General features: G+C 75.0%; 14 protein-coding genes and 1 tRNA gene. 13 read left to right on the top strand and 2 right to left on the bottom strand.

Going from position 1 to position 14,456, the window contains the following annotated elements:
* Window positions 1-7: 7 nt before the first annotated feature.
* From rsmA to H2O74_RS04060, 3 genes are read left to right on the top strand one after another with little or no spacing between them, the layout of a single operon-like run.
* Window positions 8-871, top strand: a complete 864-nt coding sequence (gene rsmA, locus H2O74_RS04050) for a 16S rRNA (adenine(1518)-N(6)/adenine(1519)-N(6))-dimethyltransferase RsmA (RefSeq protein ID WP_182113243.1) — start codon at window positions 8-10, stop codon at window positions 869-871.
* Complete coding sequence (locus H2O74_RS04055) at window positions 868-1,821, top strand: 4-(cytidine 5'-diphospho)-2-C-methyl-D-erythritol kinase (protein WP_182113244.1); 954 nt, start codon at window positions 868-870, stop codon at window positions 1,819-1,821. The genes rsmA and H2O74_RS04055 overlap by 4 nt, the downstream gene beginning before the upstream one ends.
* Complete coding sequence (locus tag H2O74_RS04060; protein ID WP_182113245.1) at window positions 1,821-3,665, top strand: ABC-F family ATP-binding cassette domain-containing protein; 1,845 nt, start codon at window positions 1,821-1,823, stop codon at window positions 3,663-3,665. The genes H2O74_RS04055 and H2O74_RS04060 overlap by 1 nt, the downstream gene beginning before the upstream one ends.
* A gap of 60 nt (window positions 3,666-3,725) precedes the next feature.
* On the opposite strand, the gene H2O74_RS04065 is transcribed toward H2O74_RS04060, so the two are convergent.
* Window positions 3,726-4,214 carry a MarR family winged helix-turn-helix transcriptional regulator gene (locus H2O74_RS04065; RefSeq protein WP_182113246.1) on the bottom strand — a complete coding sequence of 163 codons (489 nt, stop codon included), beginning with the start codon at window positions 4,212-4,214 and terminating at the stop codon, window positions 3,726-3,728.
* Window positions 4,211-4,855, bottom strand: coding sequence for a TetR/AcrR family transcriptional regulator (locus H2O74_RS04070; RefSeq protein ID WP_182113247.1), 645 nt, complete (start codon window positions 4,853-4,855; stop codon window positions 4,211-4,213). The genes H2O74_RS04065 and H2O74_RS04070 overlap by 4 nt, the downstream gene beginning before the upstream one ends.
* Window positions 4,856-4,994: 139 nt before the next feature.
* On the opposite strand from H2O74_RS04070, the gene H2O74_RS04075 reads away from it, so the two are divergent.
* The 10 genes from H2O74_RS04075 to H2O74_RS04120 all read left to right on the top strand — a co-directional run bounded on the left by H2O74_RS04075 (window position 4,995) and on the right by H2O74_RS04120 (window position 14,208).
* A tRNA-Gln gene (locus tag H2O74_RS04075) sits at window positions 4,995-5,066 on the top strand.
* Between the two features lie 127 nt (window positions 5,067-5,193).
* Window positions 5,194-6,783 carry a bifunctional UDP-N-acetylglucosamine diphosphorylase/glucosamine-1-phosphate N-acetyltransferase GlmU gene (gene glmU, locus H2O74_RS04080; protein ID WP_182113248.1) on the top strand — a complete coding sequence of 530 codons (1,590 nt, stop codon included), beginning with the start codon at window positions 5,194-5,196 and terminating at the stop codon, window positions 6,781-6,783.
* Between the two features lie 5 nt (window positions 6,784-6,788).
* Entirely contained in the window at window positions 6,789-7,772 is a 984-nt protein-coding gene (locus H2O74_RS04085; protein ID WP_182113249.1) for a ribose-phosphate diphosphokinase, read from the top strand.
* A gap of 218 nt (window positions 7,773-7,990) precedes the next feature.
* Entirely contained in the window at window positions 7,991-8,623 is a 633-nt protein-coding gene (locus H2O74_RS04090) for a 50S ribosomal protein L25/general stress protein Ctc (protein ID WP_182113250.1), read from the top strand.
* Between the two features lie 88 nt (window positions 8,624-8,711).
* A complete protein-coding gene (gene pth / locus H2O74_RS04095; protein ID WP_182113251.1) occupies window positions 8,712-9,308 on the top strand; it encodes an aminoacyl-tRNA hydrolase in 597 nt (198 codons plus the stop codon).
* 136 nt (window positions 9,309-9,444) lie between these two features.
* Entirely contained in the window at window positions 9,445-10,971 is a 1,527-nt protein-coding gene (locus H2O74_RS04100) for a sugar transferase (protein WP_182113252.1), read from the top strand.
* A complete protein-coding gene (locus H2O74_RS04105) occupies window positions 10,961-11,443 on the top strand; it encodes an adenylyltransferase/cytidyltransferase family protein (protein WP_255491769.1) in 483 nt (160 codons plus the stop codon). Before H2O74_RS04100 ends, H2O74_RS04105 begins: the two co-directional genes overlap by 11 nt.
* A gap of 206 nt (window positions 11,444-11,649) precedes the next feature.
* A complete protein-coding gene (locus H2O74_RS04110) occupies window positions 11,650-12,798 on the top strand; it encodes a DUF1972 domain-containing protein (protein WP_182113254.1) in 1,149 nt (382 codons plus the stop codon).
* A gap of 41 nt (window positions 12,799-12,839) precedes the next feature.
* The gene (locus H2O74_RS04115; RefSeq protein WP_309232679.1) at window positions 12,840-13,598 is read left to right on the top strand and encodes a CDP-alcohol phosphatidyltransferase family protein; all 759 of its coding nucleotides are present in this window, start codon (window positions 12,840-12,842) and stop codon (window positions 13,596-13,598) included.
* Entirely contained in the window at window positions 13,591-14,208 is a 618-nt protein-coding gene (locus tag H2O74_RS04120) for a hypothetical protein (RefSeq protein WP_182113256.1), read from the top strand. The genes H2O74_RS04115 and H2O74_RS04120 overlap by 8 nt, the downstream gene beginning before the upstream one ends.
* Window positions 14,209-14,456 lie beyond the last annotated feature (248 nt).

Here is a 14,456-nt window from a genome sequence, read left to right on the forward strand (position 1 = left end):
CGTCCGTATGACCGCTGACGCCCTGCTGGGCCCCGCACAGATCCGGGACCTGGCAGGGCGTCTCGGCATCCGCCCGACGAAGTCCTGGGGCCAGAACTTCGTCGTCGACGCCGGGACCGTCCGCAAGATCGTCCGCACGGCCCGCGTGCAGCCCGGCGAGCGTGTCGTGGAGATCGGTCCGGGCCTGGGGTCGCTGACCCTGGGGCTGCTCGACGCGGGCGCCGAGGTGGTGGCCGTCGAGATCGACCCGGTGCTGGCCGCCCAGCTCCCGCTGACCGTCGCCGAGCGGGCGCCGGACGCCGCCGACCGCCTCACGGTGGTCGCGGCCGACGCGCTCACGCTCACGGAGCTGCCCGGGCCCCCGCCGACCGCCCTGGTCGCGAACCTGCCGTACAACGTCGCCGTGCCCGTCCTGCTGTCCTTCCTGGCGCGCTTCGACTCGCTCGAGCGCGTGCTCGTGATGGTGCAGACCGAGGTGGCCGACCGGCTGGCGGCACCGCCCGGGTCGCGGACCTATGGCATCCCCTCCGCCAAGGCCGCCTGGTACGCCTCCGCGCGGCCCGCCGGGTCGATCGGGCGCGCCGTCTTCTGGCCCGTGCCGCGGGTCGACTCGTCCCTCGTCGCGCTCGAGCGTCGCGACCCGCCCCCGACGACGGCGACGCGCGAGCAGGTCTTCGCGGTGATCGACACGGCGTTCGCGCAGCGTCGCAAGATGCTGCGGTCCGCCCTGGCCGGCCTCGCGGGCTCCTCGGCGGCGGCCGAGGCCGCCCTGGTGGCCGCGGGCGTCGACCCCACGGCGCGCGGGGAACGGCTCGACGTCGTCGCCTTCGCGCGCATCGCCGAGCAGCTGTCTGCGAGAGTGGGCACGTGAGTGAGCTCCAGGGTGCGCAGGTCGTCGTGCGCGCGCCGGGCAAGATCAACCTCGCGCTGACGGTGGGACGCCGCCGCGCCGACGGCTACCACCCGCTCGCGACGGTCTTCCAGGCACTGTCGCTCTTCGAGGAGGTCGGCGTCAGGGACGCCGACGCGCTGAGCATCACCGTCAGCGGCCTGCACGCCGACCGGGTGCCCACGGATGAGAGCAACCTCGCCTGGCGTGCGGCGCTCGCGCTGGCCGCCGCGACCGGCGCGGAGCCCGGCGCGCACCTGCACATCCACAAGGGTGTTCCCGTCGCCGGCGGCATGGCCGGGGGCTCGGCGGACGCCGCCGCGACCCTCCTCGCCCTCGACCAGCTCTGGGGTACCGGGCTCTCGCGCGAGCAGCTGGCCGAGATCGCGGCCACGCTGGGGTCGGACGTGCCCTTCGCCCTGCTCGGCCAGACCGCCGTCGGCCTGGGGCGGGGCGACCTGCTCACGCCCGCGATGAGCCGGGGCGAGTACCACTGGGCGCTCGCGCTGCGGGACACGGGCCTGTCGACCCCTCGGGTGTACGGGATGTTCGACGAGATCGTCGGTGGGCAGCCGGGGGAGCCGGAGGCCGACCGCGCCCTCATGCAGGCACTGCGCACCGGTGACGCGAACGCCGTGGGCGCGGCGCTCGTCAACGACCTCCAGGACGCCGCGCTCGAGCTGGCCCCCGAGCTGGCCGAGACGCTCGCCGTCGCGCAGGACGCCGGTGCGCTCGGCGTCCTGGTCAGCGGGTCCGGCCCCACCGTCGCCGCGCTCACGCGCGACGAGCGCCAGGCGCAGGCGGTGGCGGCGGCGATGACCGCGGCGGGGGTCGCCGACCAGGTCCTCACGGCCGTCGGGCCCGTCGCCGGCGCGCGCGTGGTGCGCGGGCACGGGGCGGCCGGCCGCGCCGGACGGACGAGCGGGGACTGATGGCGCACCTGCTCGGTGCGGACGGCCTGACGTACACGGTCGGCACCCGCACGCTCCTCGACGGCGTGAGCCTCGGGCTCGACGCCGGCGCCCGCACCGGCGTCGTCGGTCCCAACGGCTCCGGCAAGTCCACGCTGCTGCGGCTCCTCGCCCGCACGCTCGAGCCCGACGCGGGCCGGGTCACCCACGCGGGCGGCATCCGGGTGGGCATGCTGGACCAGCGCGACGAGCTGCCCGCCGGTGCGCGCGTGCGCGACCTCGTGCACGGGTCCGACGCGGAGCACACCTGGGCGGGTGACGCCGCGGTGCGCGCGGTCCACGCCGGCCTGCTCGCCGACCTCGACCTCGACGCCGACGTCGCGCACCTGTCGGGCGGCCAGCGGCGCCGCGTGGCCCTCGCGGCGCTGCTCGTCGCGGACCTCGACGTCCTCCTGCTCGACGAGCCCACGAACCACCTCGACGTCGAGGGCGTCGCCTGGCTGGCCGAGCACCTGACGGCACGCTTCGGCGGCCGCGGCGCGCGCGGTGCCCTGCTCGTGGTGACCCACGACCGCTGGTTCCTCGACGCCGTGTGCACGCGCATGTGGGAGGTCACGGGCGCCGTCGACGGCGGGCCGGGCGGCCAGGTCCTCGGGTACGACGGCGGCTACGCGGCGTACGTCCTGGCCCGCGCGGAGCGCGAGCGCCAGGCCGGCGTGACGGCGTCGCGGCGCGACAACCTGCTGCGCAAGGAGCTCGCGTGGCTGCGCCGGGGCGCGCCCGCGCGCACGAGCAAGCCGAAGTTCCGCCTCGACGCGGCCTCCGCGCTCATCGCCGACGAGCCGCCGCCGCGTGACCCGCTCGAGCTCACCCGGCTCGCGACCGCGCGCCAGGGCAAGGACGTCGTCGACCTCGAGGACGTCACCGTCCGGTTCGACGGGCCCGCGGGGCCGCGCACGCTGCTCGACGACGTGACGTGGCGCCTGGGCCCGGGCGACCGCTACGGCGTCGTCGGGGTCAACGGCGCCGGCAAGACGACGCTCCTGCGCCTCATCCAGGGGACGCTCCGCCCCGACCAGGGGCGGGTCAAGCGGGGCAAGACCGTCGCGGTGGCCGCCCTGACGCAGGACGTCGCCGAGCTCGACGAGCTGGCGCACCTGCGCGTGGTGGAGGTCGTCGAGCGGGAGCGGCGGGTCGTCGCCGTGGGCGGCAAGGAGCTCACCGCCTCGCAGCTCGTCGAGCGGCTGGGCTTCACCCGCGAGCGGGCGCAGACCGTGGTCGGTGACCTGTCGGGGGGCGAGCGCCGCCGCCTGCAGCTGCTGCGCCTCCTGGTGGGCGAGCCGAACCTGCTGCTGCTCGACGAGCCGACGAACGACCTGGACACCGACACGCTCGCCGCGATGGAGGACCTCCTCGACGGCTGGCCCGGGACGCTCGTGGTCGTCTCGCACGACCGCTACCTGCTCGAGCGCGTGTGCGACCGGCAGATCGCGCTCCTGGGGGACGGTCAGGTGCGCGACCTGCCCGGTGGGGTGGAGCAGTACCTGGAGCTGCGGCGAGCCGCCCGCGCGACGGCGCCGACGTCGCCCGACGCCGCGGAGCCGGCCGGGACGCCCGCCCCGCCGCCGGCGGGGCCGAGCGCGGCCGAGGTCCGCGCCGCGCGCAAGGACGTCACCCGGATCGAGCGCCGCCTCGCCCGGATCGCGACGCGCGAGAACGAGCTCCACGAGGCGATGGCGGCGTCGGCCACGGACCACCAGACCGTGCAGCGCCTCGACACCGAGCTGCGCGAGCTCGCGGCCGAGCGGGACGCCCTCGAGGAGGAGTGGCTCACGGCCGCGGAGACCGCGGAGACCTCGGGCTGACCGCGGGCTGACCTCGGGCCGGCCTCCTGCCGACGCCGGCACGCCGGCGGGCCGAGGCCCTCAGGCGTCGAAGGGGGCCATGACGGTCCGCAGCAGGTCGGCCAGCGCGTCCTGGTCCGCGGCGCTCAGCGAGCCCAGCAGGCCCCGCTCGACCCGGAGCAGGTCCTCGAGCGCGGTGTCGACCCGCACGCGCCCCTCGGGCGTCAGCCGGACGAGCACGCCGCGGCGGTCGGCGGGGACGGGGAGCCGCTCGACGAGGCCGCGGGCCTCGAGGCGGTCGATCCGGTTGGTCATCGTGCCGCTGGTCACGAGGGTCTGCGTGACCAGAGCGCCGGGGGACAGCTGGTAGGGCGCGCCGGCGCGACGCAGGGCCGACAGCACGTCGAACTCCCACAGCTCGAGCTCGTGCCGCTCGAACGCCGTGCGCCGCGCCAGGTCCAGGTGGCGGGCGAGGCGGCTGACCCGCGACAGGACCCGCAGCGGCTCCACGTCCAGGTCCGGACGCTCCCGGCGCCAGGCGGCGACGATGCGGTCGACCTCGTCGGTCACCCGTCCTCCCGGGCGTCGGTGCCGTCGGGCGTGGTGTGGGGCGGTTCCTCGCCGCGCAGCACCGGGCTGCCCTGCAGACCGGACAGGCCGTGCCACGCGAGGTTGACCAGGTGCGCGGCCACCTGCTCCTTCTCGGGGCTGCGCGTGTCGAGCCAGTGCTGCCCCGTCAGGGCCACCATGCCGACGAGCATCTGGGCGTACAGGGGGGCCGTGCGAGGGTCGAGCCCCCGCCGCGTGAACTGGTGCCCCAGCAGGTGCTCCACCTGCGCGGCGACGTCGCCGATGAGGCTCGAGAACGTGCCGGTCGCCTGGGCGACCGGGGAGTCCCGCACGAGGATCCGGAAGCCGTCCGTCGACGTCTCGATGTACTCGAGCAGCGCGAGGGCGGTGCGCTCGACGAGCACCTGCGGGTGCCCGCCGGCCTCGAGCGCGCCGGTCAGAGCGCCCGTCAGCGCCCGGATCTCGCGGTCGACGACGACGGCGTAGACGCCCTCCTTGCCGCCGAAGTGCTCGTAGACGACGGGCTTGGACACCTGCGCCCGCGAGGCGATCTCCTCGACGCTGGTGCCCTCGAAGCCCTTCTCGGCGAACAGCGTGCGGGACACGTCGAGCAGCTGCTCGCGCCGCTGTGTCCCCGTCATCCGCGCCCGCGGTGCTCGTCTGCTCTGCGTCGCCACGCGCCCATCATGCCGTGCGGCCCTGGCAGACTGGGGCACCGTCGCGCGCCGCGGACCGTCCGGCCCGTCCAGGGGTCGGGACGGACCGTCCCACGCGCGCCGGTCCGCCCTGGTGTAACGGCAGCACGCAGGCCTTTGGAGCCTTGCGGTCCAGGTTCGAATCCTGGGGGCGGAGCGGTGCCGGCAGGTGCTGCCGACGGGGGCGTCGGAGGGCCGTTCCAGCGACGGTAGAGTGACGACGAGCCCCACCGCGTGGCCGCCGCCGCTCGTTGGCGGAGCAGTCGAGCACTCCCGGGAGTCCTGTGTCCTACGCCCGCCCCGCCGCCGTCATCGTGCTCGCCGCAGGGGAGGGCACCCGGATGCGGTCCGCCACCCCCAAGGTGCTGCACCGTCTCGCCGGTCGCACCATGCTCGGCCACGCGCTGGTCGCGGCCCGGGCCCTGGACCCCGTCCGTCTCGCCGTGGTCGTGCGCCACGAGCGCGACCGGGTGGCGGCGCACGCGCTCGAGCTGGACCCGGACGTGCTGATCGCCGACCAGGACGACGTCCCGGGCACCGGACGCGCGGTCCGGTGCGGCCTCGGCGTGCTCGACGCGGCCGTCCACGCCGCCTCGGTGCACGACGGCGGCGGCCCGGACCAGGTCGAGGGCCCGGTCGTGGTGCTCGCCGGGGACATCCCGCTGCTCGACGGCGAGACGCTCGGCCAGCTCCTCGCGGCGCACGTCGCGGACGGCAACGCCGTGACGGTGCTCACGACCGAGGTCGACGACCCGACGGGCTACGGGCGGATCCTGCGGGAGCCGGGCACGGGCGAGGTCGCGGGCATCGTCGAGCACAAGGACGCCGACGACGAGCAGCGCGCGGTGCGCGAGATCAACTCCTCGGTCTACGTCTTCGACTCCGCCGTGCTGCGCGGTGCGCTCGGGCGGCTGGGGCGGGACAACGCGCAGGGCGAGGTGTACCTCACCGACGTCCTGGCGATCGCGCGGTCCGACGGCGGTGCGGTGCGCGCCCTGCGCGTCGACGACCCGGTGCTCGTCGAGGGCGTCAACGACCGCGCCCAGCTCGCGGTCCTCGGGGCCGAGCTCAACCGCCGCATCGTCACGGACTGGATGGTCGCGGGCGTCACCGTCGTCGACCCGGCCACGACGTGGGTCGACGCGGACGTCGAGCTCGAGCAGGACGTGACCCTGCTGCCCGGCACGCAGCTGCACGGCCGCACGCGCGTGGCGCGCGGCGCCGTCGTCGGGCCGGACACGACGCTGACCGACGTGGTCGTCGAGGAGGGCGCCCAGGTGGTGCGCTCGCACGGCAGCGGCTCGCGGATCGGGGCGGGCGCCGTCGTCGGCCCGTTCTCCTACCTGCGACCGGGCACCTCGCTGGGCGCCGACGGCAAGATCGGCGCGTTCGTCGAGACGAAGAACGCGACCATCGGCGACCACTCGAAGGTGCCGCACCTGTCCTACGTCGGCGACGCGACGATCGGCGAGCACACGAACATCGGTGCCGCGACGATCTTCGTCAACTACGACGGCGTCACCAAGCACCGCACGACCGTCGGCTCGCACGTGAGGATCGGCTCGGACAACGCGCTGGTCGCCCCGGTGACGATCGGCGACGGCGCCTACACGGGGGCCGGGTCAGTCATCCGCCAGGACGTGCGGCCGGGTGCGCTCGGGATCAACACGGCACCCCAGCGCACGCTGGACCGCTGGGTGCTGCGTCGCCGGCCCGGCACGCCGTCGGCCAAGGCCGCGGGCGCCGCGCTGGGTGACGAGGCCGCCGGGCTCTCGCCGCAGGCCCTCGCGGAGCTGGCGCGCGCGGGCCAGGTGGGCCAGGAGCAGTCGCCCGACGGCCGGGACCATGCCGCACCCACCACCGAAGGGCGCTGACGACGATGACCGGTATCACGCGGCACGACGGGGAGAAGCGCCTCGTCCTGGTCTCCGGGCGTGCCCACCCCGAGCTGGCCGACGACGTCGCGCGCGAGCTCGGCGTGGAGCTGCTGCCGACGACGGCGTACGACTTCGCGAACGGCGAGATCTACGTCCGCTTCTCGGAGAGCGTGCGCGGCGCGGACGCGTTCGTCCTGCAGAGCCACACGGCACCGATCAACCAGTGGATCATGGAGCAGCTGCTCATGGTCGACGCGCTCAAGCGCGCGTCCGCCAAGACGATCACGGTGATCCAGCCGTTCTACGGCTACGCGCGCCAGGACAAGAAGCACCGCGGGCGGGAGCCGATCTCGGCCCGCCTCATCGCCGACCTGTTCAAGACGGCCGGCGCCCACCGGCTCATGAGCGTCGACCTGCACGCGGCGCAGACCCAGGGCTTCTTCGACGGGCCGGTGGACCACCTCTGGGCCATGCCGCTGCTCGTGGACTACGTCCGCACGCGCGTCGACCTGTCCAACGTCTCCGTGGTCTCGCCCGACGCCGGCCGCATCCGGGTCGCCGAGCAGTGGGCCGCCAAGCTGGGCGGGTGCCCGCTGGCGTTCGTGCACAAGACGCGCGACATCAGCCGGCCGAACAAGTCCGTCGCGAACCGCGTCGTCGGCGAGGTCGAGGGCCGGACCGCCGTGCTGGTCGACGACCTCATCGACACCGGCGGCACCATCGCCGAGGCCGTGCGCGTGCTGCTCGACGCGGGCGCCAAGGACGTCATCGTGGCGGCGACCCACGGCGTGCTGTCGCACCCCGCCGCCGCGCGGCTGCAGGAGTGCGGCGCGCGCGAGGTCATCGTGACCGACACGCTGCCGATCACCGACGAGTGCCGCTTCGACAAGCTCACCGTGCTGTCGATCGCGGGCCTCATCGCGCGCGCGATCCGCGAGGTGTTCGACGACGGCTCGGTGACCTCGCTCTTCGACGGCGCCGTCTGAGCGCAGGCGCCGGTTCGGCTCCGGCGCGGGCTCCGGGTAGAGTGGCGCAGTTGCCTCGGCGAGGGACGTCGGACGGCCGCCTCTGGGCGGTCACCGCGACTCCGTGATCGACGGGCGGTCCTCCGCGCGTCCGTCCTGCGTCCCGCGCCGAGGCCGCTCCAGCTGCCGGCAGGCCCGGCGATCAGCCCGTCACCCCACGTCGTCACAGGAGTTTCCCCGTGTCCGAGATCAAGCTCGCCGCCACCACCCGCACGGAGTTCGGCAAGGGCGCCGCCCGCCGGACCCGCCGCGCCCACCTCGTCCCCGCCGTGCTCTACGGGCACGGCGGCGCCCCGCAGCACATCGCGCTCCCGGGCCACGAGACGATGCTCGCGCTCAAGCACGCGAACGCGCTCTTCTCGATCGAGCTCGACGGCCAGGCGCCGCAGCTCGCCATCGCCAAGGACGTCCAGCGCGACCCGGTCAAGAACGTCATCGAGCACGTCGACCTCCTCGTGGTCAAGAAGGGCGAGAAGGTCACCGTCGACGTCAACGTCGTCGTCACCGGCGAGTCCGCCCCGGGCACGATCCACGTCGTCGAGGCGCAGTCGGTCACGCTCGAGGCCGAGGCGACCCACCTCCCCGAGTCGATCGAGGTCTCGGTCGAGGGCCTCGAGGCCGGCACGCAGGTGCGCGGCTCCGACCTGGTCCTGCCGGCCGGCGCGACCTTCATCGGTGACGCCGAGCAGGTCATCCTCACGATCTCGACGCCCACGGTGAGCGCCGCGGACGAGGCCGACGCGGCCGCCGTCGAGGAGCAGGCCGCGGCGCAGTCGGCCGCCTCGGCCGCCGCCGCGGAGTCCGAGGCCTGAGCCTCACCACGCAGCACGACGCGGCGCCCGGTCCCTCGGACCGGGCGCCGCTCCCACATCCGGAGCGGACCAGGTGGAAGGAGCCGGGATGAGCGACCCGTGGCTCGTCGTCGGGCTCGGCAACCCCGGTCCCGGCTACGCGGGCAACCGCCACAACGTCGGGCAGATGGTCCTGGACGAGCTGGCGCGCCGTGCCGGCGCGACGTTCACCACGCACCGCACCCGCTCGCGCGTCGCCGACGTGCGCCTCGGCACGCTTCCCGGGGGCGCTCCCGGTCCTCGCGTGCTCCTGGCCAAGCCGTCGAGCTACATGAACGTCTCGGGCGGCCCCGTCGGCGCCCTCGTGCAGTACCTCGGCGTCCCGGTGGACCACCTCCTGGTGGTCCACGACGAGCTCGACATCCCCTTCGCGACGGTCCGGCTCAAGCAGGGCGGGGGCGAGGGCGGGCACAACGGCCTGCGGAGCATCAGCGCCGCCGTCGGGACGCGCGACTACGTGCGCGTGCGCGTCGGGGTCGGGCGGCCGCCCGGGCGCCAGGACCCGGCCGACTTCGTCCTCAAGGACTTCTCGGGGGCCGAGCGCAAGGAGCTGCCCTGGCTCCTGGACTCCGCCGCCGACGCCGTCGAGGCGGTCGTGACGCAGGGGCTGCTCGCCGCGCAGCAGAGGTTCCACGCGCCGGCCTGAGGCGGACGCGGGCCCAGGTCACGGACAGGTCACGACCCGCGTGCCATTCGGGTGAAATCAGACAGAACGCACCTTTGTGACGTACCGGCCGATATAGCCTCGATCCAGATCGCGACGTCTGGGGGGTGAACGGTCGGTGACACTGGCAGCGGAGCCCGGGTTCGACCGGCCCAGCGAGCACGACCGGCGCGGGGTCGCTGCCGAGGCCCGGCGGTCGTGGGCCTCCGCGCAGCCGTTCGAGCACCGACGGACGCCGTTCAACGACGACGCCGCGCTGGCCCACCTCTGGTCCGCACGCTCGGTCGTGTACCGCTGGCGCGTGGTCGCCCTCGACACCGCCGTCGCCGTCGCGGTCGTCGCCGCAGCCGTGGTCCCGCGCTACGGCACCGCTCTCGACGGCGCCGTCCTCCTGGTCGCCGGGGTGACCGGCTTCCTCGGCCTGGTGGCGGCCGCCCGCGGCTACCACCGGGAGGTCCTCGGGGACGGGCCGGCGGAGTACCAGGCCCTGCTCCGGGCCGGCGGCCTCGCCATGGCGCTGCTCATGGCGCTCGGCTTCATCACGGGCCTCGACATCCCGCCGGCGCTGGTGCTCGGCGGCGTCCCGGCCCTGGTCGTGGTCCTCATCGCGGCGCGCTACGTCAACCGGCGGGCGCTGCACCGTGAGCGCGCCCGGGGCGCGGCGATGCGGCGCACGGTCGTGGTCGGTGACCCCGCCGACGTGGCGCGCGTCGTGGTGCACCTGCAGGGCGCCCCGCACCACGGTTACCAGGTGACCGGCGTGTGCGTGCCGAGCCTCGGCACCGTGCCGGGCATCGGCCTGGTGCCCGTGGTCGGTGCCGTGGCCGACGTCCCGCAGGTGGTGGTCGACCGGGCGATCGACGTCGTCGTCGTCGCGGGGCGCTACCTCGGTGGCGAGGCCCTGCGGCGGCTGTCGTGGGCGCTCGACCGGGCCGGCGCGCAGCTGATCGTCGCCCCGGACCTGGTGGAGGTCACCACGCCGCGGCTCACGGTGCGACCCACGGCGGGGCTCTCGCTGCTGGAGGTCGAGATCGGGGCGCCCCGGCAGCGCCTCGTCGCCAAGGCTCTCCTGGACCGCGTCGTGGGCATGGCGCTGGCGCTCGCGGCCCTGCCCGTCGTCCTCGTGGCGGCGGTCCTGGTGCGGGCGACCTCGCCCGGCCCGGCGTTCTACCGGCAGAGCCGCATCGGCGTGGACGGCTCCACGTTCACCATGTGGAAGCTGCGCACCATGTTCGTCGACGCCGACGCGCGGCGTGCCGCCCTGCTCGCGAGCAACGAGGGCAGCGGCGTGCTGTTCAAGATGCGCGAGGACCCGCGGGTCACGCGGGTCGGACGGCTCCTGCGGCGGTACTCGCTCGACGAGCTGCCCCAGCTGCTCAACGTGGTCAAGGGCGACATGTCCCTCGTCGGACCCCGGCCGCCCCTCGCGTCGGAGGTCGCGGGCTACGAGGACTCGGTCCACCGCCGGCTCCGGGTCAAGCCCGGGCTGACCGGCCTGTGGCAGGTCTCCGGGCGGTCGGACCTCAGCTGGGAGGAGGCCGTGCGCCTGGACCTGCGCTACGTCGACAACTGGTCCCTCGCGATGGACCTGACGATCTTGTGGAAGACCGCGCGGGCGGTGCTGGGAGGCCATGGTGCGTACTGACGGGAACCCGGCCGACGGCGCGAGGGTCGTCGGCTATGCGCCCGGGGCGTGGGACCTCTTCCACGTCGGTCACCTCAACGTGCTGCGGCACGCGCGGGCGCAGTGCGACTACCTGGTCGCCGGGGTCGTCTCCGACGAGATGCTCGAGCTGGCCAAGGGTCGCGCGCCCATCATCCCCACCCACGAGCGCGCGGAGATCGTGCGACACCTCGACGTCGTCGACGAGGTGTTCGTCGAGACGCAGCCGGACAAGCTCGAGACGTGGCGCCGGCGCCCGTTCGACGTCTTCTTCAAGGGCGACGACTGGCGGGGCACGCCGCAGGGGGCCGAGCTCGAGCGTCGCTTCGCGGAGGTCGGGGTGCAGGTCGTGTACTTCCCGTACACCGTCCACACCTCGAGCACGCTGCTGCGTCGGGCGCTGTCGGTGCTGACCCAGGTGCCGGTGGACGCGGGTCAGGCACGTCATGGCTGACGCGCCGCCGGCCCGCGCGACCCAGGTGACGACCGCCCGAGCCGTACTGACGGGCGCCGGCGCCTGGCTGATGTGAGCCGGCGGCCTCGTGGCAGCCGGGTGAAGTGCCCGTCGAGGGGCGTGCCGGGGGGACGGGTCTCAGTAGTCTGGGCGCCGCTCCAGGAGGCGCGGCGTCCCGGCGGCGCGACCAGATGTGAGGTGGGGCTGTGAGGATCGCACTCGTCGGGACCCGTGGGGTCCCCGCGCGCTACGGCGGGTTCGAGACGTGCGTCGAGGAGGTCGGTCGCCGCCTCGTGGACCGTGGGCACTCGGTCACGGTCTACTGCCGTGGCGGCGACGAGGACGCCCGTCCCACCCACCTCGGCATGCGCCTCGTGCACCTGCCGGCCGTCCGCAGCCGCTCGCTGGAGACGCTCAGCCACACCGGCCTCTCGGTCGGGCACCTCGCGGGGCACCGCACGGACGCCGCCGTGGTCTTCAACGCGGCGAACGCGCCGTGGCTGCCGATCGTGCGCGCGGCGCGGATCCCGGTCGCCACGCACGTCGACGGGCTCGAGTGGCGGCGTGCCAAGTGGGGTCGCACCGGCCGCGAGTACTACCGGCGCGCCGAGGCGCTCGCGGTGCGCTGGTCGGACGCGCTCATCGCCGACGCCCAGGGCATCGCCGACTACTACCGCGAGCGGTTCGGCGTGCCGACCGAGCTGATCGCGTACGGCGCGCCGCTGGTGGCGCAGGCGTCGGACCGCCTCGGGGCGGCGGGGCTGGAGCCCGACCGCTACCACCTCGTCGTCGCACGCTTCGAGCCGGAGAACCACGTCGACGTCATCGTCGACGGCTACCGGCGCAGCGGCGCGCGGCTGCCGCTGGTCGTCGTCGGCTCGGCGCCGTACTCGGACGAGTACACGGCGCGGGTCCACTCCCTCGCCGACGCGCGCGTGCGCTTCCTCGGCGGCGTCTGGGACCAGCACCTCCTGGACCAGCTGTACGCGAACGCCCGCACGTACCTGCACGGGCACTCGGTCGGGGGCACCAACCCCTCGCTCCTGCGTGCGCTCGGTGCCGGCACCGCGACGACCGCGTTCGACGTGTCGTTCAACCGCGAGGTGCTCGGGACGAGCGGGCGCTGGTTCACCACGGCGGACGACGTCGCGCGCGAGGTCGACCTGGCCGAGCGCGACGTGGCCGGCGTGCGGCGCCGCGCCGCCGCGGCCCTCGCCGAGGCGGAGCGCTACGACTGGGACGACGTCGCCTCGCGCTACGAGGACCTGTGCGTGCGCCTGGCTGCCGGGGCGAGGGCTCGCGGCAGGTCGGGGCAGAGCAGGGCGGCATCCGGCCGGAAGGCGGCACGACGATGACGGTGGGGGCGACGGTCGTGGCAGAGACGTACCGAGACGTGGTGGGACGCCTGGCGTCCGCCCAGAAGGCCGCCGCACCGGGGGCGCCGGCGTACTCCGTCCTCGTGAACCGGCCCGTGGGCCGGCTCCTCGCCGCCTGGGCCTTCCGGCGCGGCCTCACACCGGACGCCGTGACGGGGATCAGCGCGGCGTTCACCTTCACGGGCATCGCGCTCGTGGCCCTCGTCGGGCCGGGGCTCTGGACCGCCGTGCTCGTCCCGCTGGCGCTCGTGGTGGGCTACGCCTTCGACTCCGCCGACGGGCAGGTGGCCCGCCTGCGCGGCGGCGGCACCGTGGCGGGGGAGTGGCTCGACCACGTGGTGGACGCCATCAAGATCTCGACCCTGCACCTCGCGGTCCTCGTGATGGCCTACCGGTTCCTGGACCTGCCCTCGGACGCCTGGCTGCTCGTGCCCGTCGCGTTCACGGCGGTCGCCAGCGTGTCGTTCTTCGCGATGATCCTCAACGACCAGCTCAAGCTCAACCACGCGCTCGCGCGCACGGGCGCACGTGTCGCCGGCGCTGCGCCCCGACCGGTCCCGCTGCTCCGGCGGCTGCTCGTGCTGCCGACCGACTACGGCGTGCTGTGCCTGGCCTTCGTGCTGCTCGCCGCCCCGACGGCCTTCTACGCGGCGTACACCGTCCTGCTCGCCGGGTGCGCCGGGCACCTCGCGCTCGCGCTCGTGAAGTGGCGGGGCGACATGGTGCGCCTGGCCGCCGAGGGCGCGCCGGCGACACGCGGGGCGGTGACCGGTGGCTGACGGCCGCAGGGCGGTCGCCGTGCTCCTGGCGGCCGCGCTCCTCGCGGGGTGCACGGCGGGGGGCGACGGCGAGACGCCGAGCCCGACCCGGTCCGCCCCGACCGACGCGTCCACGTCGAGCGCCGCCCCGAGCGCGTCCCCGTCGCCGAGCGCGACCGGTGCACCCCAGGGCGGTGCGCCGGGCGCGGCCGAGCCCGAGGGGGTGCTGCCCACGGCCGAGCCGGTCGCGCTCTCGGAGACCGCCGACTTCGGCACGGGCGTCACGTCCGAGCTCGCGGGCGTCGAGGCGATCCGCGCGGAGCCGCAGGGCCCGGGGGAGATCGCCGGGCCCGCGCTGGCCTTCGACATCTCCCTCACCAACACGTCCGCCGCCGCGGTGGACCTGGGCGCCGTGACGGTCAACCTGACGGACGACGCCGGCGTCCCCGGGCTGCCGATGACCGGCCCGCCCGCGACGCCGTTCTCAGGCTCGCTGGCGCCGGGCGCGTCCGTCACGGGCACCTACGTCTTCGCGGTGGACGAGGGCTCGCGCTCGGTCGTCGCCCTCGAGGTGAGCTACTCGACGCAGGCACCCGTGGTCGTGTTCCGAGGCGACCCCGCCGACGTCTGACGGCTGACCGCACCGAGCGCCGGGAGCGTGGGGCCGGCCGCGTACCTGTCGTCGTCGACCGCCGGCGTGCCCCTGACGGTGACGGTGGACGACCTGACGGTCACCGCGCCGTAGCCCGTGCCCTGCGCGCCGCTCCCGTGCCCTGCGAGGGTCGTCCGTTTTCACCCGTTTGGACCGGGTTGACGGCGTGTTGTCCGCGTAGGGTGAGACCCCTCGCCCCACGGCGCGGATCTCTCGAAACGAGGCTG

This window comes from Actinotalea sp. JY-7876, from assembly GCF_014042015.1.
Taxonomy (GTDB): Bacteria; Actinomycetota; Actinomycetes; order Actinomycetales; family Cellulomonadaceae; genus Actinotalea.